The sequence below is a fragment of the Staphylococcus simulans genome, assembly GCF_002902285.1.
GTDB classification, from domain to species: domain Bacteria; phylum Bacillota; class Bacilli; order Staphylococcales; family Staphylococcaceae; genus Staphylococcus; species Staphylococcus simulans.
Window position 1 is genome coordinate 23,240 of record NZ_PPRU01000035.1, and the last position, 23,787, is coordinate 47,026.

The window sequence follows — 23,787 nt, forward strand, 5'->3', positions numbered from 1 at the left end:
AATGGGTAAATATGTTGTTTTAGCACTTGGCGGTAACGCAATTTTACAACCTGGCCAAGAAACAACGTTTGAAAATCAATATAACAACGTAAAAAATGCGGCAAGCAAAATGGCCGACATTAAAGAAAGTGGGCACAAAATTGTTGTGACACACGGTAACGGACCGCAAGTAGGTAACATCATCGTTCAAAACGAAGCGGCTAAAGACCAAGTTTCTCCAATGCCGATTGATGTATGTAACGCTGAATCTCAAGGTTTCATCGGTTATATGATGGAAAGTGCACTGAAAAACGATTTATACCAACGCGGTATCGATTCAAATGTTGTGTCATTTTTAACAATGGTTGAAGTCAGCAAAGATGATCCAGCTTTCGATAATCCAACGAAACCAATCGGTGTGTTCTTCTCAGAAGAAGAAGCAAAACGCATGGAAAAAGAACAAGGTTTCACTATGATTGAAGATGCTGGCCGTGGCTATCGTCGTGTTGTACCTTCACCAGAACCAATGGTGATCAACGGTGTAGACGCGATTAAACGCTTAATGACAGACACAGTTGTCATTTCATCTGGCGGTGGCGGTATTCCTGTATATCGTGACGATGACGGCAAAATTCATGGCTTAGAAGCGGTTATTGATAAAGACCGTTCAGGCTTGAAATTAGCTGAACAAGTGAACGCTGATACGTTCATTATGTTAACTGACGTACCGAATGTTTATATCAACTACGGTAAAGAAAATGAAGCGAAATTAGAAAACATCTCAGTTGAGGAAGCGGAACAATATGTTGCGGAAGGTCAATTCCCAGCAGGCAGTATGTTACCGAAAATCCAAGCTGCGATTGAATTCGCGAAAACAGGTAAAGAAGCGATTATCTGTTCATTAGCAGACGCTGTCGATGCTTTAGAAGGTAAAGCAGGTACACGTATCACTTTAAATAAATAAGTGACGTGATGCATAGTAAGGTATGTTAATCTTCTATACCTGTACTTGCATTGATGAAACGAAAGACATAGAATAAAGTTAATTCAATGAGGTGGGGAGATTAGGTTCTGTCCTACCTCTCTCTTTATTTTCAAATAAACTTAAATAAATGAAGAAAGGGTGAGCATATGGTACAGGATGAGCGCTTCCAAAAACATAGATTGCGCGATTCGTGGTTGATTGTTCTTGCGATGGTCTTTGTCGCATCAACATTACGTGCACCGTTAACAGCAGTTGGTCCGGTTATTGATCAAATTAAAGATGCGTTATCAATCAATAACAGTGTGGCAGGTATTTTAACGACGATCCCGCTGTTGATTTTTGGTATTGTATCACCGTTTGTATCTAAAGTATCCTCTCGTCTGACGATGTCTAAGACGGTGTTCTTATCTACGATTTTAGTCATTATTGCTTTAATCGTACGTGTCTCTGGCGGATTCCCGATTTTCATCCTTGGTACAGTGTTGCTAGGTATTGGTATTGCCTTTGGTAACGTCGTGCTGCCAAGTTATGTAAAATGGAAATTCCCGCTTCAAATCGGTCTAATGACAGGCTTATACAGTGGTACAATGAACTTCACTGCAGGTTTAGGCGGCGGCTTAAGTTATCCGTTATCTGAAGCGGGTACATATCGTCTATCGTTAGGTTTCTGGTTAGTATTTGCGATTATTGCGATTATATTATGGGTTCCGCAAATGCTTTCAGGTACGAAACAAGAGAAAGCCATGCTTGAACAAGCAGCTAAAGAAGAGAAAAAGTTATTTAAAATCAGTCGTTCTAAACTCGCATGGACAGTCGCATTCATGATGGGCTTCCAATCTATGATTTTCTATACAGTTGTCGCATGGGTACCGTCTATCTTAGTAGATAGAGGTGTAGATGCTTCAACAGCAGGCTACTTATTGATGCTGAACCAATTCGCACAAGTACCGATGACGTTTATTTTCCCTATTTTAGCGTCACGTATGAAGAACCAAAAACTATTAGTGACTATCGTTTCCGCATTCTTTATTATCGGATTCGCACTGTTCTTCTCACAATCATTTACGCTATTAATTATCGGTATGATTTTAGCCGGCTTTGGTATGGGTTCTGGATTTAGTTTATGTATGACATTCTTCTCAATCCGTGCACGTACAAGTGATGGCAGTATCGCATTATCTGGCTTCGGTCAATCCATCGGTTACTTCATCGCCGCAATCGGACCATTCTTAATTGGTTTACTACACGATGTGACTGGTGGATGGATTTCTGGAATTATTTCACTCGTTGCGATGGGTGTCTTATTCTATGTATTTGGATTGCTTTCTTCACACGGTGAAGTAGAAGATGAATTAGCATAGTTACTTTAAGCATGACAGTAAATAGACTTACGCTGTCATGCTTTTTTAATGGAAATTTAGAGATACATTCATAGCCCTTTTGAGAATGGTCTCATATAATGGAAGTAAGTCGAAATAAAGGGAGAAATCAATGGAAAATTTTAATGAGTATTTAAATAAAATCGAGGATCCAAAACAAAAGGAAATTTTAACAACTGTTTTTAACTGGGTAGATGAAACGTTTCCTGAGTTAGAAAAAGCCATTAAGTGGAATCAACCTATGTATACACATCATGGTACCTATATTATCGGATTCAGTCGTGCAAAGGCACATTTCTCTATAAATCCTGAAGCTGCAGGAATGAAGCCGTTTATAGACCGTTTTGACGCAAATGGCTATACGTATACTGAAAACTTATTCCGTATTAAATGGACGCAAGATATAGACTATGACTTATTAAAGGATATGATTCAATTCAACTTAGAGGATAAAGCAGACATTACGTCTTTTTGGCGTCATTATAAATAAAGTCAGTAGGTGTTTATATGGATGATAAGACAATTGAAATGTTGAAAACACATGCAATGTACTTATTAGGGCTAGAATTAAAAGTGTTTGATAATCGTCATATTAATCAAATTGTAAATGAAATTAAAACGCCGTTTATGAATTACGAAAGTAAACAATTACGTAAGTCTTTAAAGACTTACATTAATGAGATGAGCAGTCAGCACATTTACTTTTATACCAATGCGTTTAATGTCCATTATTATTTCTTCAAGTATCGTAAACAAAAACAATTTATTATGATCGGTCCTTTCTTAAATGAACGACCGACTGAAAAACAGAGTCATGAAATGCTGCAAGAAGCGGGCATTAAAATATCAAAGATGGCTATTTTGAAACAATATTTATTGAGCATTCCGGTTTGTAATCGTAGAGACGCATTGAAAATGACACGATTAGCCGTACGTTTTATTAAAAATCGAGATGTGAACTATGAAGTCATTCCATTTACATTAAAGATGCATACAACAGAACTAGGTTATACAGCGACACAAGAACAATATGAATTCACATTGAATGAATTAGAAGAAAGATATAAAGTTGAGAATCAATTAATCACTGCGATGGAAAATGGTGATAAAGAAACAGTATTTAATTGTCTGATAAAATTAATGAGCAGTGTGGCTGGTATGAAACGTTCAAATGATTACGCTTTAAACGCAAAATATAAAGCTTATATTTTAAATACATTCGGACGTAAAGCAATCGAAAAAGCAGGCGCAAACTTGTTGCTAGTCGATCAGATTTCTAAAAAATATGCTGCTGAAATAGATGAAGTAGTTAATTTGCAGGAACTCAGTGATGTGATGCATGCGTTAACTATGGAATACACCGATATTGCTCAAAAAGTGAAACAGTACGAACATACACCAAAAGTTAATAAAATTCTGCAGTATATCGATTTACATTTAGATCATCCACTCACGCTTCAATATTTAGCAGAGATGGTTGATTTATCTCCTTCTTATTTATCTAGAATCTTTAGCGAGGAATTAGGCATTACCTTATCACAATACATCATTAAAGCTCGCATTAAAGTTGGGCGGGACTTGTTAGTGCGAACCAATATGTCTGTCTCTGACATTGCAGTTTATGTCGGGTTTAAAAATCAAAGTTATTTTACTCAAAGATTTAAAGAAGTATATCACATGTCTCCATTAAAGTATCGAAAAATGAAAAAACATACAAAATGATGAAACCGTTTACAATCGCTACACCATTATTGTATCTAAATTCATAAACATAAACAATTTTTCATAGTATCAATTTGTCAGAAATCTCGAAAAAAACGCAAATAAGGTAAAAATTTGTATAAAAACGTAAAAAAAATGATAAAAACAGCGGATATTCCAAGAGTAAAAAGTAAAATAGTAACGTAAAATTTCATATCATTTTTCGCCGAAAATTCATTGTTCGTGTAGATAAATATTACAAAGAAACGCTTTTATATCAAGGGTTTAACTTGATTGATAAAGGCGTTTTTTTATTTGCATTTTTTGCATAAAAAGAGGTCTGAAATCTGATGGAAAATTGACCATTCTTAAAAAAACTTTTACTTTAGTGGTGAGCTAGCTAGTTAAAAAAAGTATTTTTAAGGGAGGATTAAACAATGCATAAATATACAATATTGGAACAGTTGCATAACAATTACCTGGTCGCAGTTGTTAGAGGCAAATCACAAGAAGATGCACAAAATATGATTGATCAAATTATAGAGGGCGGAATCAAAAATATTGAAGTAACATTTACAACACCAGGTGCAGAACATGTGATTCAACATTTACAACAACATGCTGATGACACAGTTGTGATTGGTGCTGGCACTGTACTCGATGCGCATACTGCGCGTATCGCAATCTTAAACGGCGCTAAATATATCGTCAGTCCAAATTTTGATGGAGACATTGCACAGTTATGTAACTTGTATTCAATTCCGTATCTTCCTGGTTGCGGGTCGGTCACAGAAATTACAGATGCATTGAAATCAGGTGTAGATTTAGTCAAAGTCTTTCCAGGTGATGTGCTTGGTTCAGATTTTATCAATGCAGTTCACGGACCTATTCCAAATGTCGAAATGATGCCTTCAGGTGGTGTATCCATTGATAATATGGACGAATGGTATAAAAAAGGTGCATTTGCAATCGGTATTGGCGGCGGATTAACAAAAGGTGCGAAAGACGGCAGTGATAACATCATTTATCAGAACACGAAGAAATTTGTAGAACGCTTCGAACGTATTCGAGGTGATAAGTCATGAATTTTATCACACTAGGTGAAATCATGATGCGTTTAACACCTCCAAACCATCAAACGATTACAGAAACCACATCGTTTGATGCGGTCTATGGCGGTGCAGAAACGAATGTAGCTGTCGGGTTAGCTGGATTCGGCGTATCAACACAAGTGATAACGGGATTACCTCAAAATGAGCTTGGGCAAGCTGTATTAAGAACTTTAAGAAAGTACGGTGTCGGGACAGATCATATCGTACAAGCTGATGGCAGATTAGGTGTGTATTACTTAGAAAAAGGATTTGCTTATCGACCTTCTAAAGTAGTGTATGATCGTGCGAATTCAGTATTTTCACAGTTGGATACAACGTCAATTGATTTTGAAGCAGCTTTTAAAAATCAACAGTGGTTCCACTTTACAGGTATTACACCTGCATTGAATGAACAGTTGTTTAAGGTTACGTTACAAGCCGCAAAAGCCGCAAAATCACAAGGCTTATTTGTAAGTTGTGATTTAAACTTCCGCGCAGCATTATGGTCTTTTGAAACAGCACGTGAGGCGATGTCTGAGTTGTTACCTTATGTTGATTTAATCTTTGGTTATGAACCGTTGTCATTGCCTGATGAAGATGGCACAGATAAAAAAGACGGCTTAGATAGATTAGCTTCAATTGAAACTTTAAAACCATTCTTAGCAGAAATACACGAACGCTATGACATTGAATACATTGCTTTTACACAAAGAAAAAATTTTACGAACTCAAGAAACTGCTTACAAGGCTTTATCTCACATAGAAACCATTTAGAACAGACAGCACAATTTGATTCAGATATTTTAGACCGCGTCGGTACTGGTGACGCATTCAGCACAGGGATTATTTATGGATTAATGGAAAATTGGGATTTGAGAACGACAGTTCAATTTGCGATTAACAATATGTTGTATAAGCACGCCATCCATGGTGATTATCATACAGCGGATGTTGAAACAATTTTCCAAATTACAGATTCAGCGGATATTAAACGCTAGAAAAGAGGTCATGCTATGGAAACGATGACAAAACGACAAGAGGAAAAAGTTGAAACATTTAAAGCGATAGAAAAGCCGAAATTGCCGCTCAAAGAGAAAATTGCTTATGGATTTGGTGACTTAGGTAACGGAATGATGTTTGACTTAGGTCAAATTTACTTACTTAAATTTTACACAGATATTTTAGGGATTTCTGCAGCATACGCGGGATTAGTATTCTTAGTTTCAAAGATTTTTGATGCCTTTGTAGATACAGGTGTGGGATCATATGTAGATTCACGTAAAAATGTTGGGCCGCGAGGCAAATTCAGACCCTTTATTTTATTCGGTACAGTACCTTTAGCCATTATGACTGTAATGACCTTTATCACCCCGAATTTTGACTATACCGGAAAAGTGATATGGGCATTCGCCACTTACATGATATTCAGTATGGCCTATTCGATTGTAAACATTCCGTATGGTTCAGTTTCTGCATCTATGACAGTTAATGCAGAAGATCGTACACAACTTTCAGTATATAGAAACATGGGTTCACAACTTGCTGTAATTATTACTGGAATCGTTGTTTTACCTATGGTAAGCCAATTCCCTAATCAAGCCATTGGATTCCCAATTGTTGTGGGTGTACTTGCGGCAATCGGTGTGATTTTCCACATCATCTGTTACAAAGGTGTTAAAGAACGTTTTACAGTAGAACAACCTGATACAAAAGGACAAAGTAGAATCGCATTTAAAAACTTATTGAAAAATGGACCATTCGCAGTCCTTGCTTTCTATACACTATTAACAATCACAGCCTTGTTTTTAAAACAAGCAGCACAACTGTATTATTTCCAATATGTACTGGGTGAAGTGAATTTAGTTGGAATAGTCAGCATATTGAACTTTGTTGCTTTGATTCCAGCACTCTATTTAACAACAATCTTAAGTAAGAAGTTTGGTAAAAAAACCACTGCCATTATCGGGGTTGTCGGCTTTATCGTATGTGAAGTTCTAAACTATGCCTTCTTCGGTCACAACGTGGTGACATTCTTAATCGTCGGTACATTGAGTATGTTCTTCTTAGTTATTCCAAATACAGTAACATGGGCATTTATCGCAGACGTTGTTGAGTATGGTCAGTGGAAATCAGGTGTGCGTACAGAAGGTATTATTTATTCAAGTTACAGCTTTACACGTAAAGTATCACAAGCATTAGCAGGCTTTATCCCAGGTGTAGCGTTAACAATCATCGGTTATCAACCAAACGTTGCGCAATCAGCTGGCACATTACAAGGCTTAGCACTTCTATATTTCTTAGTACCTGCAGTGATCTGTTTAATTGCGGTACTTGTCTTCGGAATATTCTATAAATTAACAGATAAACGACATAAACAAATTGTACAAGAATTAGCGTTAAGAGAAGAAATTTAAAAGGAGCGTTTAACTATGGCATTTATCAACGAAACTTTTATGTTAAATAATGATAAAGCAGTACAACTTTATAAAGATTACGCAAAAGATATGCCGATCTATGACTATCATTGTCATTTAGACCCTAAACAAATCAGTGAGGATCATCACTTTGATAACATTACAGATTTATGGTTGAGCGGCGATCATTATAAATGGAGAGTCATGCGTGCTCAAGGTATCGAAGAACGTTACATCACTGGAGATGCGGACAAAAAAGAAAAGTTTGTCAAATGGGCACAAGCACTTCAAAACGCAGTCGGCAACCCAGTGTATCACTGGTCACAATTAGAACTTGCGATGTACTTCGGTGTCTATGATTTATTAACTGAAGATAACGCAGAAGAAATTTATGAGCGTGTGAATCAATATCTGAAAGACAATCATGTGACAACGCAATCTTTAATTAAAGAATCAAAAGTTAATTTGATTTGTACGACAGATAATCCAACAGATGATTTACATTATCATGATGAAATTAAAGCCCAATCTGATTTCAAAACAGCGGTTTTACCAGCATTTAGACCTGATGCAGCATTTAAAATCGGTTCACAAGATTTCTTAGATTTTGTTGAAAAACTAGCTGAGATTACTCAACCGATTCAAAGTGTTGAAAGCTTCATTGACAGTTTGAAACAACGTATCGATTACTTCCACAGCAAAGGCGGCAGATTAGCTGACCATGGTTTGGAACGAATTGATTATGAAGATTTCACATCAGAAGAAATCACGGACATCTTCAGAAAAGCATTAAGCAAAGAAACGGTTTCTGATTTTGAAAAAGCACAATTTATCACATTCGTCTTAAATGAGTTAAGCAAAGCATACGCTGACAAAGGATGGACAATGCAAATTCACTTCGGTGCGATCAGAAATAACAATACGAGAGCATTTGAAAAGCTAGGTCCAGACACAGGTTTTGATTCAATTAACGATCAAACGAACTTAGCGTATAACTTGAACCATTTACTAGATATGATGGAACGTGAAGATCACTTACCAAAAACGATTCTTTACAACTTGAACCCAAATTATAACGACGTTGTAGGTTCAACAATTGCGAACTTCCAAACAGAGCCAGGTATTGCGAGTAAAATCCAACACGGTGCTGGCTGGTGGTTCAACGATACAAAACGCGGCATGTTGAGACAAATGTCATCACTAGCTGATCAAGGTATGTTGATGCACTTTGTAGGTATGTTGACAGACTCAAGAAGCTTTATCTCATACGCACGACATGAATACTTCCGTCGTATTCTATGCACATATATCGGAGAGATGGTTGAAAATGGTGAAATTCCAGATGAACCCGCATTATTAGAAAAATTAATTAAAGGCATTTGTTACAACAATGCTTATCATTACTTTGGATTAATTAAGGAGGAGAATAATCAATGAAGATGACATTTCGTTGGTATGGTAAAGAAGATCCAATTAGTTTAGAGTACATTCGTCAAATTCCTGGTATGGAAGGAATTGTCAGCGCAATTTATGATGTACCTGTTGGTGAAGTTTGGCCATTAGATAAAATCGAAGCACTAAAGAAAGAGATAGAAGATGCTGGTTTAGAGTTATCTGTGATTGAAAGTGTACCAGTACATGAAGATATTAAGTTAGGACGTCCTACACGTGACAAGTATATTGAAAACTACCAACAAACATTACGTAATTTAAGAAAAGCAGGAATTAAAGTTGTGTGCTATAATTTTATGCCAGTGTTTGATTGGACGCGTTCAGACTTAGAATATCGTTTAGACGATGGTTCAACTGCTTTAATCTATAACGAAGACCATATCAAAAAGATGGATCCATTAAGCGGGGAACTTGCATTACCTGGTTGGGATTCAAGTTATACGAAAGATGATTTAGCAGATTTATTTAAAGCTTATGAATCTGTTGATGAAGAAAAGCTATGGGAAAACTTGTCTTACTTTATTAATAAAATTATCCCTGTAGCTGAAGAGGAAGATATTTTAATGGCGATTCATCCGGATGATCCACCATGGAATATTTTCGGCTTACCACGAATCATCACAAATAAAGAAAACTTAGAACGCTTCATTAATCTATATGATTCAAAATCAAACGGTTTAACAATGTGTTCAGGTTCATTAGGCTGTGATAAAAACAATGATTTCCCTGAAATGTTACGTTACTTTGGTAAAAAAGACCGCGTACACTTCGTGCATGCGCGTAATATCAAACATACAGGTACACACTCATTTGAAGAATCTGCACACCCATCAGAAAAAGGTTCATTAGATATGTATGAAATTGTTAAAGCCATGCATGATTTCGGTTATGAAGGGCCGGTACGTCCAGACCATGGTCGTATGATCTGGGGCGAAACAGGTAAACCAGGTTACGGTTTATATGACAGAGCACTAGGTGCGACATATTTAATCGGACTTTATGAAGCAGTAAGCAAAGGTAAGGAGTGAGCATATGATTCCATACGAAATTGATTTAAACAATAAAACAGTAGTAGTGACTGGTGGTAATGGTGTCATCGGTTCAGCGATGTCGAAATCATTAGCTCAAGTCGGTGCTAATATTGCGATTATTGGGTTGAATGATGAGACAGGTGCACAAGTTGTACGTGAGATTGAAGAAGCGGGCGGTAAAGCACTTTTCATTTCAGCAAGCGTTACAGATAAAGCACAGATGGAACAAGCAAAAACAAAAATCCATGAAGCATTTGGCAAAGTGGATGTGTTAATTAACGGTGCAGGCGGTAACCATCCTAAAGGTACGACGGATGATGAACATTTTGATAAAGATAATAAAGATCAAATGCAGACATTCTTTGAATTGGATGAAGCAAGTGTTGGTTTTGTGTTCGACTTGAACTTCTTAGGTACGTTCATTCCATCACAAGTCTTTGCGCAAGACATGATTGATAACAAAGAAGCAACAATCATCAACATTTCATCAATGAACGCATTTACACCATTAACTAAGATTCCAGCATACAGTGGAGCAAAAGCAGCTGTCAGCAACTTCACGCAATGGTTAAGTGTTTACCTTGCTGATACAGGCGTACGTGTTAATGCGATTGCGCCAGGGTTCTTAGTGACATCTCAAAATGAAAAGTTATTAATTAAAGAAGATGGCAGTTATTCAGCACGTGCAGAAAAAATCTTGAATGCGACACCTTTACATCGTTTTGGTAAACCAGAAGAATTAATCGGTGCATTATTCTTCTTAGTCGATTACCGTTCATCAAGCTTTGTGGACGGCGTAGTATTACCAGTTGATGGCGGGTTCAATGCATATTCAGGCGTATAATAAATGAAGGAGAGAATGATATGTTATATCCAATTACAACAGAAACAAGAAATATTATTGATTTAAATGGCACTTGGAAATTCCGATTAGAACATGCGAATGAAAAGTTAGATGCGACACAACCATTAGATACTGATTTAGTGATGAGTGTCCCAGGTTCATATAACGAGCAAGGTGCGATTAGTGAGATTCGTAACCATGTGGGTACTGTCTTTTACGAAAGAGACTTTATCGTACCAAAAGCATTACGTGACGAGCGTTTAGTTTTACGTTTCGGATCAGCTACACATGAAGCGGTTGTATATATTGATGGTGAAGAAGTTGTATCTCATAAAGGTGGTTTCTTACCATTTGAAGTAGATATTACAGATAAAGTTGGCGCAGGCAGCCACCGTTTAACTGTGTCAGTAAACAACATTTTAGATCACTCAACACTACCTGTAGGTAACTATGAAGAGTTTACAGATGAAGATGGCAACTTAATCAGAAAGAACACACCAAACTTCGACTTCTTTAACTATTCTGGCTTACACCGTCCGGTTAAAATCTACACAACACCACATAAATATGTAGAAGATATTACAGTGGTACCTAAGGTTGAAGGTGACAATGCGACAGTTCGTTATGAAACTGAGGTTGTCGGTGATGTGGAAGAGATACGTGTTGAATTATTAGATGAAGAAGGTACAATCGTAGGTTCAGCAACAGGTGCACAAGGTGACATCAAAGTAGAAAACCCACGTCTATGGGAACCGTTAAACGCATATTTATATAACTTAAAAGTAACGTTATTTGACAATGGTGAAGTAGTTGATACGTATACAGAACGTGTAGGTATCCGCTCTGTTGAAGTGAAAGATGGTCAATTCTTAATCAACAACAAACCATTCTACTTCAAAGGATTCGGTAAACACGAAGATACACCTATCAATGGTAGAGGCTATAATGAAAACGCAAATGTTATGGACTTGAACTTAATGAAGTGGATCAATGCGAACTCATTCAGAACAGCGCACTATCCTTATTCAGAAGAAATGATGCGTCTTGCGGATGAACAAGGTATTGTAGTAATTGATGAAACTACTGCAGTAGGGGTTCACTTGAACTTCTTAGTACATTTAGGTAAATCAAATAATCCTATTGATACATGGAAAGACATTAAAACAAAAGAAGCGCATGAACAAGTGATTCGTGAATTAATCGCACGTGATAAAAACCATGCATGTGTTGTAATGTGGTCTATCGCTAACGAACCAGAATCAGATGCTAAAGGTGCGAAAGAATACTTCGAACCGCTTGTACAACTGGCAAGAGACCTAGACCCACAAGATCGTCCAATGACAATCGTAACAATCATGTTCTCACAACCTGATAACTGTCAAGTTCAAGATTTAGTCGATGTACTTTGCTTGAACAGATATTATGGTTGGTATGTAGACCAAGGCGATTTAAGAGCAGCGAAAGCATCATTGAAGAAAGAAATGGATGGCTGGTCTAAAGTACAACCGAATAAGCCAATTATGTTTACAGAATACGGTGCAGATACTGTAGCTGGATTACACGCAATCGATGACATTATGTTCACAGAAGAATACCAAGTGAAATATTACGAAGCTAACCATGAAATCGTAGACCAATATCCACAGTTTATCGGGGAACAAACTTGGAACTTCGCTGACTTCGAAACAAGTACAGGCCATATTCGTGTCCAAGGTAACCGTAAAGGTATCTTCACAAGAGATCGTAAACCAAAATCTGTAGCGTTCTACTTCAAAGAGCGTTGGGCAAATATTCCAGATTTCTACTATAAAACAAAGTAAGCCAATGATTGAAACTCACTGAACATTAAAATATTAAATAATAATTACTCCCAAAATCCAATATGTAAGTATATAAACAAAGCCTACTATATAAAAACAGCGCAGCCTCCCAGGGTTGCGCTGTTTGTTTCTGTTGATTAATTCAATTGTTTATTTCGCTTATCTTTGAAGTATAAGAGTGTTTCTATAATAAAAACGATAATGAGTGAGAAGCCGAATAAAGGCATTAAAACTCCTAAGATAATCAAAGTGATTATAAGTGAAATAGACATCGGCTTTTTCACACGTCTTGGTAGCATTTCAGCTTGTTTCATGTGTTTTAAGCGTCTAAACCAAGACATGAAACCAAAGATGATTCCGCCTAAAAAGGCGATACATACGAGTAAGTTAATGATTTTGTTAGCCATACCGAAGAGGTGGCCTTCGTGAAGCGGAATACCCCAAGTTAACCATTTCGCTAGGATACCGTAATCTTGATAATCCACTTTGCCTAATTGTTTACCAGTATATTGATCCATATAACGTGTGGTTTCTTTTTCAGGTGCGACATCAAAGCCGGTTACACCACTATTGCTGGCTTTAGATAGCGTAAAGGAACCATCAGGACTGGTTGGATAAACAATCGCAAAAGGACGTGTTAAACCTTGCTTTTCAGCGTTGTGAATCACTTTATCCAAAGATAATTGACCGGGAATGTTTGTCATCGGCATCGCCATACCACCGTGATGCCCGCCACCTTCTGATTGTGGTGCTGCTTTTTGTCTTAAAGCCCATGGAATTTCATTGGCTTCTGATTTAGGTGGATTTGCGACGAGTTGAGTTTGTCCTAATTGTGGGTACGCAGTAGAAATCTGATTGATTTTAGCACCCATGAAGCCAGACCAAGGTAAGCCTGTAAAGACTAAGATTAACATCGGAATAGCGATTATTAATCCGACAATCGCATGCCATTTTTGGAATTTGAGTACTTTGTTGTTAGATTTTAATAACTTTTTACGTACTAACATATAAATACCAGATAATATCATAAAAACAGTCCAACATGCGGTTAATTCAACTAAGTAGTTAATCGCAGTATTTTCGGTCGAAAGGGAACTATGTATACTTCTGACCATATTGGAATAGGTGTATTTCGCATTTTGTTGATCGACAATTTGGTTATGATTGTCTAGAAAAATATAGTAAGAATTACCTTCCATATCACCAATTGTGATGCGGTTATTGTAAGGTGACTCCATCACACTGACTTTATTGATAGTGTAACCAGGATGTTCTTTTTCGATTTGTTTAATCGCATCGGTCATAGATTGTTGTTTTGTATGTTCGCTTTGACCATAGAATTCGTGCTTATACAATTGATTTTCAACTTCAGGGAAGAAAAGATAAGCAATACCTGACAAAGTCAAAGTAATTAATAAAGGCGTAATAAAGACCGCAGCGTAAAAGTGTAATCGCTGCATAGGATTAAATGTGTTGGGTTTCATAATTTACCTATTTATCTATATAAAATATAATGATTTCGCTTTATATAAAAGCTACATTATATTATTACAGATTTTTAAATAGATGAAAGGACAAATGTTTGTCATATTTTGAAAATTGTATGACGGAAGTGTGAAAATTATTGGTTTTTAATAAAAAGAATGAGAATTAAGTAGCATTGTTATTCATAAAAATTAAAATTGTTTAAAGTAGTCAAAAGGTCGTGTGAAAATTGGAATTTTTGCCAATGTTCGCCTTTTTTATGTTCGGTAAGCTTAAATTGAAAGTAATTTTAAAGGAGCGATCATTATGAATAACAACAAAGCAAATCAAGTTAGTAATCGATATTGGATAAAACTTGTTGCAGTCTTTACATTAGGTTGGTTAGTTATTTATGCAGCACGCACAATATTAAATCCGATTATGGGTAATATTAAAGCTGAATTTACCTTAGATAATGCTCAATTAGGATTAATAATGAGTTTGTTCTTTATTGGTTATACCGTTACACAAATTCCTTCAGGTATCATGGGGGATAAAATAGGTCGAAAGAAAATATTAGTACCTAGTTTTTTAGTTTTTGGTATCTTTATGGTTATTACAGGTTTGATGCCTAGCTATTTCTTATTTGTTATCGCATGGGTGATTGTAGGTTTAGCACAAGGTATGTTCTATGGTCCACAATATGCACTTTCGTCAGAAGCTATACCAGAAAAAAATATCACTTTAGGCAGTGCTTTAATTATTAGTGGTATGGCTTTTGGAACATCAATCGGTTATTTTATCTCGAGTATTTCAGTTTCTGAGATGGGAATGAGCTGGAGAATACCATTTTATATTATGGCAGTACCGATACTTATCATCGCGTTTTTAATGTATCGTATTATTAAAGAACGCCCACGTAAACAAGTGCAGCAAGACGAAAATATAGCGCCATTTAAAATGTCTAGTTTATTTAAAAATCGAAATCTAATTCTAGCTTATATTATTATCTTCTGTTCCATTTATGGATTCTTTATGATTATTACTTGGTTACCGTATTACTTAGAATCAGAAAGAGGTATCAATGGTGCACAGGTAGCTTTTGTTGCATCACTCGTACCTTGGGCAGCTATTCCAGGCTCTTTATTCTTTAGTTGGTTATCAGATAAGTTAGGAAGAAGAAAACCAGTATTAATGATTATGTTACCGTTAGCGTTTATTTTTACAGCATCTATCGTATTTTTCGATAACTTAGTCATTCTATATATTGCATTAATCGGCTATGGAATTGTTGGTAAAATCAGTACAAACCCAGTTTTAATTGCTGTTGTTGCGGATAATGCGCCTAAAAGTGCATTAGGTACATCATTCAGTGTTTATAACTTCATCGGAATGACCGCTTCAATCTTAGCCCCATACATTACAGGCTTCTTAACCGATCTTACAGGTTCAATGGCCATTGGGTTCTATTTAGCAGCGCTATTACTTGTGGTTGGTTTAGTAGCAGCATTGATGCTAAAAGAAAAAGGAAAAGTACAAGCACATTAATAATATAGTAATTATGAATAAAACGATAAATAGAAGTTTATAAACATATTTAAAAATCCCCTCGCTATTCGTAGTAGTGAGGGGATAAGTGCATCCATGTCAGTTTCTTTGTTAACAAATTTTAGCATTGTTCGATGAGACAGTGAAAAAAATGAGCCACCTCTATTTCATTTACGAACATTCCGCAAAGTTTGTTTAGTTACTGTAAATAGGGTTTTTAAAGAAGGAAAGTTTGGTTACGTTAAAGATGAGTAAACTAGATAAACTTAGGAGGCCTATAATGAGAAAAATCGGTATCTTTTTAACAACGTTAGTTGCGGTAGCATTAATTTTTACTGGAATTGAAGACATTGTGAAAGGTGCAGAAGCGCAAGCAGCTAAAGCAGTTACGGGTGAAGTAGTTTCTGATGAATTGGATCCAGACGGTGACGGATGGGCAAATATCGGATTTGAAAATATCAAATTAGATGAACCTTACCAAACTAAGTTAGTTCAATTAACACATCTGAAAGATACAGGTAAAATGTCTACGACTGAATATAATGAAAAAGTTGCTGCATTAATTTCAGAAGCAAGATCAATTGATGCATCTCAATCACAAGAATTACCAGCAGCTGGTGAAGCTGAAATAAATCTTGTATTAGTAATCTTTGGCTTGTGTATTTCATTAATAGGTATGGTAACTGTTATGACTAGTAGAAAACGTAAAAGTGAATAGTTCAGTACTCTGTAATTTTTAAGCAGCTTCGGCTGCTTTTTTCTATTTTCTGTCATTGACATACTTTAATGATAGGCATACAATAATTCTGAAAATTACGAAAACATCAGGTCTTTTGCATCACGAGAGGAGTCTTTTTATGGAACACACAGCGATGGATCATACTTCACCCACACATCCAGGGACTAAGATAGGTCCCAAATATTTTCTTTTTAACTTATTAAATGGGGTTGCGATTGGTATCGTAGCAGGTTTAATCCCGAATGCGATTTTAGGAGAAATCTTAAAAGCGCTTGTCCCATTTAATCCAGCCTTTACACAATTACTACACATTACGACTGCTATTCAATTTGCGGTGCCTTGTTTAATCGGTGCGTTAGTTGCGTATCGTTTTAAATTTACCCCTTTAGGTATCGCGGTAGTTTCAGCAGCTTCCTTTATCGGTAGTGGTGCTGTCGTCTTTAAACATAATGCATGGGTTATCACAGGTATTGGTGACTTAATCAACACTATGTTCGCAGCTGCAATCGCTTCACTTATGATTTTGTTTATTGGTGAACGTTTTGGCAGCTTGAACTTGATTATATTACCAACATTTGTGGCAGTAAGTACAGGTTTCATCGCATTGCATACACTACCTTATGTCAAACTCGTCACAACCGCCATCGGTAATATGGTTAATAGCTTTACTGAATTACAACCGATTCCGATGTGTATTTTGATTTCATTAGTTTATGCATCAATTGTTATTTCGCCAATTTCAACCGCCGCATTATCCATGGCAATCGGTATTGAAGGATTAGCTGCAGGTTCAGCTTCTATCGGTATAGCGGCAGTAGAAGCAGTATTAACAATCGGAACATTGCGCGTTAATCGTTTAGGTGTACCGATGACAATCTTTTTAGGTGGCGTTAAAATGATGTTGCCGAACTTAGTACGTCATCCGATTATTTTCCTACCTATTACTACGACTGCGGCAGTAACCGGCTTTGTGGCAAGTTTAATCGGTATTGGAGGAACGAAAGAATCAGCTGGTTTCGGTATCATCGGTTTAGTTGGACCGATCAATGCGTTCAGATTTTTAGATTACGGGGACTTCTGGATTAAAGCGATACTTTGTGCAGTCGCATTCTTTATCGTTCCATTTATTACTGCGTTTATCGCGCACTTTGTTTATAGTAAAATATTTAAAATTTATGATGAAGAAATCTTTAAATTTATCGATTAATACATTAATGAGACAGTAATCATATGTGTGGTTTCTGTCTCTTTTTTATTGTGATACAAAAGATAGCTTATTTAGAAAGGGTTATAAGATAATTCATTCTACCATTTTAGTGGTTTCTTACTATTATATGTTCTTAAAACCATTATTAAATTCGAGCAGATATTGACTTTAAGTATTTTAAATATTAGAATTATCAGAATATTACAAACATAATTAACAACACAGAAAATGGAGGAGAATATATGGGAGGAACTATGACAAGACCAGGTACCAAGGTGTCGGTGGGTACATTTTTTTATAACGTATTAAACGGGGTCGCATTCGCAATTATCGCAGGACTCGTACCGCATGCGGTATTAGGGGAAATTTTAAAAGCATTATCACCGTACTCTAAATCAGCAGGTGTTCTATTACAAGTAGCAACAGCCATTCAATTTACGGTGCCGATGTTGGTCGGCGCGTTAGTCGCACATCGCTTTAAATTCACACCGCTTGGCATTGCGGTTGTTGCGGCAGCTTCATTTATCGGAAGCGGGGCAGCGCAATTTAAAAATGGTGCATGGGTAATCACAGGTATTGGTGACTTGATCAATACGATGTTAGCAGCTTCAATCGCCTCACTTTTAATTTTATTCATAGGTGAACGCTTCGGAAGCTTGAATTTAATCATTTTACCTACCTTTGTAGCAGTTATTACGGGTTTTATTACATTACATACTTTGCCATACGTAAAATTAGTCACTACAGGTATTGGACATATCATTAATACCTTTACAGAGATGCAGCCAGTGTTAATGTGTATGCTGATTGCGATTGCTTATAGTATGATCATCATTTCACCGATTTCCACAGTAGCAACATCTATGGCTATCGGTATCAGCGGTCTAGCAGCTGGTGCAGCATCAATCGGTATTACAGCAGCAGAAGCAACATTAGTCTTTGGGACAATCACTGTAAACCGTCTCGGTGTTCCTGCCACAATTTTACTAGGCGGTGTTAAGATGATGCTTCCAAATATGGTTAAATATCCTGTGATGTTAGTACCGATTACAGTTACCGCAGCCATTTCAGGTTTTGTGGCAAGTTTCATCGGTATTGGCGGAACAAAAGAGTCTGCAGGTTTCGGTATTATCGGTATGGTCGGACCGATTAATGCCTTTAGATTTATGCATGTTGATGAAGTTTGGTTGAAATTAGTCTTGATTATCACCGCATTCTTTGTCGTTCCATTTACGGTTGCTTATATAGCGCACTTTATTTTCATCAAAATCTTTAAACTTTATGATAAAGAAATCTTTAGATTCCTAGGATAATCGTATTTCTGACAAATAAAATCAGAAATTTAATAAGATTATAATATCGTCTAAACCCTGTTGTACCATTGGATATTAAATTAAACACAATTCGAAGTGTAAAATTATAGCAAAAAAAGTCTTTTACTTAGGCAACAAATGTATTATATTAAAACAATACACATGAAAAGGTTTTCATCTAAATTGTCAGAAAACTTATGAAAATGGCGATAAAAGGCATGATTTCATATTATTAAAATTTCTTATAGAATTTGAGTTGTGATTTTAATACCCAAGTTAATCGATACGGATGGGGCATAAATGTTATAATTAAATTTGTTGGCCGTTTTTAAAACGGTTACAATTTTCAAAAGTATCTTAACAACTGAAGAGATAACAGTGTTAAACATATAAAGACTGCCCGAGCTGAAGCTAAGTTTCAGTTTGTGCAGTCACATTCTTAAACAAAGGAAAGAACGTCTGGATAGATGTTCAGTATTACCTAACACAAAGGGGAGGCAAAACAATGGATTACCAAATTATCAGTGAACAAGCTATCTTAGTTCGCTTTGAACCACAGATTGCACCTGAGACATTCAAGAAAGTCCAACAACTTGTGTTTTATTTGGAACGCCAAGATCATGAAGCGATTAAAGAGATTGTACCGTCTTATCGTGCAGTGATGATTCACTTCGATGATCATAAGATTCATGCGAAAGCATTAATCGAAGACTTGAAGCTTGATACGCTCGATGTAAGTGATATTGAGACGTCAGAAAGCTCCAAAGTGGTACGTATTCCAGTCATTTATGGAGGAAAATACGGACCTGATATTGAAGAAGTCGCTAAGCTTAATGATTTAACAGTTGAAGATGTGATTCAATTACATACAGAACCAACTTATTTAATTTATATGCTAGGATTTATGCCTGGTTTCCCATATCTTGGTGGATTAGATGAGCGTCTGTATACACCAAGAAGGGATGAACCAAGAGTACGTATTGATGCTGGCTCTGTCGGCATTGCGAAAAACCAAACTGGTTTGTATCCGCAAGATTTGCCAGGCGGTTGGCAAATCATCGGACGTACACCTTTAGATGTGTTCGACTTGGACCGTGAACCAATGACACTTTATGAAGCGGGAGATCGTATTGAATTCTATCAAATCTCACAAGATACGTATGATGAGATTATCGCACAGAAAAACGAACCTGATTTTGATATAGAAAGATGGGTGACTGTTCAAGATGAGCATTAGAATTATTAAACCAGGACTATTCTCAACAATTCAAGATATCGGACGTTATGGTTACCAAAAAGAAGGTTTCTCTAGTGCAGGTGCATTAGATAGATATAGTTACCGTTTAGGTACACAATTAATCGGTAATGAAGGTCCAGCAATCGAAGCAACTATTATCGGACCGACATTACAATTCTTAGAAGATAATACTGTAGTTATTACAGGCGCAGAATTTAAAGCAACATTGAATGGTGAGCCGATTTCCCACCAAACGGTTGTACAAGTATATAAAGGTGATGTACTCGCATTAAACGCCGCAATTAAAGGCGCAAGAGGTTATTTACACTTCGGTCATCCGATTGACGTACCTGAAGTTGCAGGAAGTTATGCGACGCATACACGTACTAAAATGGGCGGTTTCCATGGCCGTGCATTAAGAAAAGATGATATGATTCCGGTTCATTATAATAATGATTACCGTCGTCATGTCGGTTATACGAGCAATTTAGATTTAATCCATGAAGGGACAGATGCGATCAGAGTTGTGGAAGGCCCGCAATATGACAGCTTCCCTGATGCTAGCCATGAAGGGTTAGTGTCAGAACCTTTTGAGATTTCTGAACAATCGGATCGTATGGGCTTTCGTTTGAAGGGTGCTTCTATTCCGCCGACTGACAGTGCAGATATTATTTCTGAACCTGTTGCACTCGGCAGTGTACAAGTACCGAATGACGGTAACCCGATTGTATTGATGAATGATAAACAAACAGTCGGCGGTTACACTAAGATTGCGACAGTCTGCCAGTCAGACTTAAGTGTCTTAGCACAAAAACAACCCGGTCAAAAAGTAAACTTTGAGTGGGTAACTGTGGAAGAAGCCATTCAACATTTAGATGATTATAATAAAGGTTTTGAAGCTTCATTAGAAGCAATAGAAAAAGAACCGTTGTTTGACATGAGGGAAATGAGAACAACATCAAAACGTATTAGCGAATTACTAGAGGGGGATGAATAGAAATGAAATTAGAAGAAATCAAAGATTTAATTAACTTAGTTAAAGAGAACAAGGTGAACAAGTTCAAATATAAAGATGAGGCACATGAAATTGAATTAGATTTTTCATCACCGCAACAAACACAACCAGCAACACAAATTCAAAATCAAGCAACATCTAATCCAGCACCAGAAGCGGCTCAAGAACCACAAGCTGATAACCAAGCATCTGGTGAAACAGTGAATGCGCCAATGGTCGGCACATTCTTCTTGCAAGATACAAAAGAATTAACTGAACCGATTGTGAAAGTCGGAGACAAAATTAAAAAAGGCGATGTTATCGGTTATATCGAAGCAATGAAAGTCATGAATGAAGTAACTAGTGAAGTAGAAGGCGAAGTTACAGATATCTTAGTTGATCATGGCACAAATGTAGAATATGACCAAGCACTGATTGAAGTTAAGTAAAGGGGTGAGAAATTATCATGTATCGTTGTTTAATTGCGAATAGAGGAGAAATCGCTGTACGTATTATTCGTGCCTGCCGTGAAGTGGGCGTTGAAACAGTAGCCGTATATGCGAAAGGAGACGAAAAGAGTCTGCATGTCAGTTTAGCAGACCAAGCCATTTGTATTGGCGAAGCGAATCCGCTTGATAGCTATTTAAATATTAATCGTATTATTGCAGCAGCAGAAATTACAGGTGCCAATGCAATCCATCCAGGTTATGGTTTCTTATCAGAAAGCCCTAACTTTGCGCAAAAAGTAGAAGAAAATGATATCTACTTTATTGGACCGACAAAACGTACGATGGAAATGATGGGTGATAAAATCACTGCACGTCAAACAGTTGAATCTGCAGATGTGCCGATTATCCCAGGTTCTATCGGTGCGGTACATTCTGTTGATGAAATTAAAGAAATTGCTAAAGATATCGGTTATCCAGTCGTATTAAAAGCCGCAAGCGGCGGTGGCGGTAAAGGTATCCGTATCGTTAAAGAACCAGAACATTTAGAGAAAGCTTTTAAAGAAGCACAAAGTGAAGGTAAAAAATACTTCGATGATGATCGTATTTACGTTGAAGCATTTATTCCAGTTGCGAAACACGTAGAAGTACAAGTTATCGGTGACGGTAAAGAAAATTATGTACACTTAGGTGAACGTGACTGTTCAGTACAACGTAAAAACCAAAAATTAATCGAAGAATCACCATGTGCAGCACTATCAGAAGAAAAGCGTCAAAAGATTTGTGAAGACGCTGTTAAAGTTGCGCAAGCATCTAATTACCGTAGTGCGGGTACAATCGAGTTCTTAGTAACTGATGATGCATATTACTTCATCGAAATGAACGCACGTATCCAAGTAGAACATACTGTCACAGAAATGCGTGCTGACAGAGACTTATTACAAGCACAACTTTACTTAATGAAACATGGAGAACTGCCATTCAGCCAAGATGATATTCACTTCACTGGCCACGTGATTGAAGCACGTATCAACGCAGAAAATCCAGAACGTAAATTCCAACCTTCACCAGGTAAAGTCAAAGCATTACATTTACCACAAGGTTTCAATGTACGTGTCGATTCATTATTGTATCCAGGTTATGTTGTGTCACCTTACTATGATTCACTTGTCGCAAAAGTGATTGTCAAAGGTGCAAACCGTACGCATGCGATTGAGAAATTAAAAGCAACACTTGATGAAATGGTCATTGACGGTTTCTCAACAACGGCTGATTTCTTGTATGCGGTATTATCATATCCAGCATACGCTGATGGTGATGCTAAAGATGTCGATATTAAATTCTTAGACCGTCATCAAATTACTAAGGGGGCTGCTTTAACATGAAAATAGATTTGAATTGTGATTTAGGCGAAGCATTCGGTAATTATTCATTCGGTGGAGATCATCAAATTATTCCTTTGATTACCTCCGCAAACATTGCCTGCGGATTCCACGCAGGTGATGAAAATGTAATGTATGAAACTGTGAAACTTGCGAAAGAAAACGGTGTGGGCATCGGTGCACACCCAGGCTTCCATGATATTCAAGGTTTCGGACGCCGTAATATGGATTTATCACCTGATGAGATTTATACCTTGGTTGCATACCAAATTGGTGCTTTATCAGCGTTTTGCCGTATTCACGATGTCAAAATCAATCATGTTAAACCTCATGGTGCCTTATATAACATGGGTGCGCGTGACAAAGATATTGCACACGCAATTGCACAAGCAGTATATGACGTGGACCCATCACTAATTTTAGTGGGCTTATCTAATACATTATTAGTATCAGAAGCCGAAGCAGTCGGTTTGAAAGCCGCAAATGAAGTATTCGCAGACAGACGTTATGAAGAAAACGGTCAACTAGTAAGCCGTAAAGAAGCTGACGCTGTGTTAACGGATACGGATGAAGCGATTGAACAGGTTGTGAAGATGGTTAAAGAAAACAAAGTCATTGCGAAAACAGGAAAAGAAATTGAGCTTAAAGCAGATACAATTTGTGTGCATGGCGATGGCGCGCATGCATTGGAATTCGTATCGAAAATACGAGAAAGACTAACGAAAGAAGGTATTTCGATTACGAAATTAGGGGGTTAATCT

21 protein-coding genes are annotated in these 23,787 nt (G+C 37.0%); 20 read left to right on the top strand and 1 reads right to left on the bottom strand.

The window, feature by feature from the left end; all coding sequences use genetic code 11:
- Position 1: 1 nt before the first annotated feature.
- From arcC to uidA, 11 genes are all read left to right on the top strand, one after another.
- The gene (gene arcC / locus CD112_RS08305) at positions 2-943 is read left to right on the top strand and encodes a carbamate kinase (RefSeq protein ID WP_103364142.1); all 942 of its coding nucleotides are present in this window, start codon (positions 2-4) and stop codon (positions 941-943) included.
- Positions 944-1,110: 167 nt separating this feature from the next.
- A complete protein-coding gene (locus tag CD112_RS08310; protein ID WP_002479893.1) occupies positions 1,111-2,325 on the top strand; it encodes a CynX/NimT family MFS transporter in 1,215 nt (404 codons plus the stop codon).
- Between the two features lie 130 nt (positions 2,326-2,455).
- Positions 2,456-2,833, top strand: a complete 378-nt coding sequence (locus CD112_RS08315) for an iron chaperone (protein WP_002479892.1) — start codon at positions 2,456-2,458, stop codon at positions 2,831-2,833.
- A gap of 17 nt (positions 2,834-2,850) precedes the next feature.
- Positions 2,851-4,065 carry a helix-turn-helix domain-containing protein gene (locus tag CD112_RS08320; RefSeq protein ID WP_103364143.1) on the top strand — a complete coding sequence of 405 codons (1,215 nt, stop codon included), beginning with the start codon at positions 2,851-2,853 and terminating at the stop codon, positions 4,063-4,065.
- A gap of 416 nt (positions 4,066-4,481) precedes the next feature.
- On the top strand, positions 4,482-5,129 hold the full coding sequence (locus tag CD112_RS08325) for a bifunctional 2-keto-4-hydroxyglutarate aldolase/2-keto-3-deoxy-6-phosphogluconate aldolase (RefSeq protein WP_023015519.1): 648 nt from the start codon (positions 4,482-4,484) through the stop codon (positions 5,127-5,129).
- Complete coding sequence (locus CD112_RS08330; RefSeq protein ID WP_103364144.1) at positions 5,126-6,133, top strand: sugar kinase; 1,008 nt, start codon at positions 5,126-5,128, stop codon at positions 6,131-6,133. Before CD112_RS08325 ends, CD112_RS08330 begins: the two co-directional genes overlap by 4 nt.
- Before the next feature lie 15 nt (positions 6,134-6,148).
- A complete protein-coding gene (locus CD112_RS08335; protein ID WP_103364145.1) occupies positions 6,149-7,549 on the top strand; it encodes an MFS transporter in 1,401 nt (466 codons plus the stop codon).
- Positions 7,550-7,564: 15 nt separating this feature from the next.
- Positions 7,565-8,986, top strand: a complete 1,422-nt coding sequence (gene uxaC / locus CD112_RS08340; RefSeq protein ID WP_103364146.1) for a glucuronate isomerase — start codon at positions 7,565-7,567, stop codon at positions 8,984-8,986.
- Positions 8,983-10,029, top strand: coding sequence for a mannonate dehydratase (uxuA, locus tag CD112_RS08345; protein WP_103364147.1), 1,047 nt, complete (start codon positions 8,983-8,985; stop codon positions 10,027-10,029). The genes uxaC and uxuA overlap by 4 nt, the downstream gene beginning before the upstream one ends.
- 4 nt (positions 10,030-10,033) lie before the next feature.
- Positions 10,034-10,876, top strand: coding sequence for an SDR family oxidoreductase (locus CD112_RS08350; protein ID WP_002479885.1), 843 nt, complete (start codon positions 10,034-10,036; stop codon positions 10,874-10,876).
- A 20-nt stretch (positions 10,877-10,896) separates the two neighbouring features.
- Positions 10,897-12,696, top strand: coding sequence for a beta-glucuronidase (gene uidA / locus CD112_RS08355; RefSeq protein WP_103364148.1), 1,800 nt, complete (start codon positions 10,897-10,899; stop codon positions 12,694-12,696).
- A 137-nt stretch (positions 12,697-12,833) separates the two neighbouring features.
- On the opposite strand, the gene CD112_RS08360 is transcribed toward uidA, so the two are convergent.
- Positions 12,834-14,180, bottom strand: coding sequence for a PepSY-associated TM helix domain-containing protein (locus CD112_RS08360; RefSeq protein ID WP_103364149.1), 1,347 nt, complete (start codon positions 14,178-14,180; stop codon positions 12,834-12,836).
- 307 nt (positions 14,181-14,487) lie between these two features.
- On the opposite strand from CD112_RS08360, the gene CD112_RS08365 reads away from it, so the two are divergent.
- The 9 genes from CD112_RS08365 (at position 14,488) to pxpA (ending at position 23,784) form a co-directional block, all read left to right on the top strand.
- Positions 14,488-15,708, top strand: coding sequence for an MFS transporter (locus CD112_RS08365; protein WP_103364150.1), 1,221 nt, complete (start codon positions 14,488-14,490; stop codon positions 15,706-15,708).
- A gap of 280 nt (positions 15,709-15,988) precedes the next feature.
- On the top strand, positions 15,989-16,426 hold the full coding sequence (locus CD112_RS08370) for an LPXTG cell wall anchor domain-containing protein (protein WP_023015514.1): 438 nt from the start codon (positions 15,989-15,991) through the stop codon (positions 16,424-16,426).
- A 139-nt stretch (positions 16,427-16,565) separates the two neighbouring features.
- On the top strand, positions 16,566-17,654 hold the full coding sequence (locus CD112_RS08375) for a PTS sugar transporter subunit IIC (RefSeq protein WP_103364151.1): 1,089 nt from the start codon (positions 16,566-16,568) through the stop codon (positions 17,652-17,654).
- A gap of 242 nt (positions 17,655-17,896) precedes the next feature.
- Positions 17,897-18,967, top strand: a complete 1,071-nt coding sequence (locus CD112_RS08380) for a PTS sugar transporter subunit IIC (RefSeq protein WP_002479879.1) — start codon at positions 17,897-17,899, stop codon at positions 18,965-18,967.
- A 505-nt stretch (positions 18,968-19,472) separates the two neighbouring features.
- Positions 19,473-20,204, top strand: coding sequence for a 5-oxoprolinase subunit PxpB (gene pxpB, locus CD112_RS08385; protein WP_103364152.1), 732 nt, complete (start codon positions 19,473-19,475; stop codon positions 20,202-20,204).
- Complete coding sequence (locus tag CD112_RS08390) at positions 20,194-21,201, top strand: 5-oxoprolinase subunit C family protein (protein ID WP_103364153.1); 1,008 nt, start codon at positions 20,194-20,196, stop codon at positions 21,199-21,201. Before pxpB ends, CD112_RS08390 begins: the two co-directional genes overlap by 11 nt.
- Before the next feature lie 2 nt (positions 21,202-21,203).
- Positions 21,204-21,647 (top strand): acetyl-CoA carboxylase biotin carboxyl carrier protein, encoded by a 444-nt coding sequence (locus CD112_RS08395; protein ID WP_002479876.1) that lies wholly within the window; start codon positions 21,204-21,206, stop codon positions 21,645-21,647.
- Positions 21,648-21,664: 17 nt separating this feature from the next.
- Entirely contained in the window at positions 21,665-23,029 is a 1,365-nt protein-coding gene (locus CD112_RS08400; protein WP_002479875.1) for an acetyl-CoA carboxylase biotin carboxylase subunit, read from the top strand.
- Positions 23,026-23,784: a 5-oxoprolinase subunit PxpA gene (gene pxpA, locus CD112_RS08405; protein ID WP_057510028.1), complete on the top strand. Its 759-nt coding sequence runs from the start codon at positions 23,026-23,028 to the stop codon at positions 23,782-23,784. The genes CD112_RS08400 and pxpA overlap by 4 nt, the downstream gene beginning before the upstream one ends.
- Positions 23,785-23,787 lie beyond the last annotated feature (3 nt).

Coding starts and splice junctions, on each gene's coding strand:
- arcC (WP_103364142.1), top strand. CDS start 2: ATGGGTAAATATGTTGTTTTAGCACTTGGCGGTAACGCAATTTTACAA.
- CD112_RS08310 (WP_002479893.1), top strand. CDS start 1,111: ATGGTACAGGATGAGCGCTTCCAAAAACATAGATTGCGCGATTCGTGG.
- CD112_RS08315 (WP_002479892.1), top strand. CDS start 2,456: ATGGAAAATTTTAATGAGTATTTAAATAAAATCGAGGATCCAAAACAA.
- CD112_RS08320 (WP_103364143.1), top strand. CDS start 2,851: ATGGATGATAAGACAATTGAAATGTTGAAAACACATGCAATGTACTTA.
- CD112_RS08325 (WP_023015519.1), top strand. CDS start 4,482: ATGCATAAATATACAATATTGGAACAGTTGCATAACAATTACCTGGTC.
- CD112_RS08330 (WP_103364144.1), top strand. CDS start 5,126: ATGAATTTTATCACACTAGGTGAAATCATGATGCGTTTAACACCTCCA.
- CD112_RS08335 (WP_103364145.1), top strand. CDS start 6,149: ATGGAAACGATGACAAAACGACAAGAGGAAAAAGTTGAAACATTTAAA.
- uxaC (WP_103364146.1), top strand. CDS start 7,565: ATGGCATTTATCAACGAAACTTTTATGTTAAATAATGATAAAGCAGTA.
- uxuA (WP_103364147.1), top strand. CDS start 8,983: ATGAAGATGACATTTCGTTGGTATGGTAAAGAAGATCCAATTAGTTTA.
- CD112_RS08350 (WP_002479885.1), top strand. CDS start 10,034: ATGATTCCATACGAAATTGATTTAAACAATAAAACAGTAGTAGTGACT.
- uidA (WP_103364148.1), top strand. CDS start 10,897: ATGTTATATCCAATTACAACAGAAACAAGAAATATTATTGATTTAAAT.
- CD112_RS08360 (WP_103364149.1), bottom strand. CDS start 14,180: ATGAAACCCAACACATTTAATCCTATGCAGCGATTACACTTTTACGCT.
- CD112_RS08365 (WP_103364150.1), top strand. CDS start 14,488: ATGAATAACAACAAAGCAAATCAAGTTAGTAATCGATATTGGATAAAA.
- CD112_RS08370 (WP_023015514.1), top strand. CDS start 15,989: ATGAGAAAAATCGGTATCTTTTTAACAACGTTAGTTGCGGTAGCATTA.
- CD112_RS08375 (WP_103364151.1), top strand. CDS start 16,566: ATGGAACACACAGCGATGGATCATACTTCACCCACACATCCAGGGACT.
- CD112_RS08380 (WP_002479879.1), top strand. CDS start 17,897: ATGGGAGGAACTATGACAAGACCAGGTACCAAGGTGTCGGTGGGTACA.
- pxpB (WP_103364152.1), top strand. CDS start 19,473: ATGGATTACCAAATTATCAGTGAACAAGCTATCTTAGTTCGCTTTGAA.
- CD112_RS08390 (WP_103364153.1), top strand. CDS start 20,194: ATGAGCATTAGAATTATTAAACCAGGACTATTCTCAACAATTCAAGAT.
- CD112_RS08395 (WP_002479876.1), top strand. CDS start 21,204: ATGAAATTAGAAGAAATCAAAGATTTAATTAACTTAGTTAAAGAGAAC.
- CD112_RS08400 (WP_002479875.1), top strand. CDS start 21,665: ATGTATCGTTGTTTAATTGCGAATAGAGGAGAAATCGCTGTACGTATT.
- pxpA (WP_057510028.1), top strand. CDS start 23,026: ATGAAAATAGATTTGAATTGTGATTTAGGCGAAGCATTCGGTAATTAT.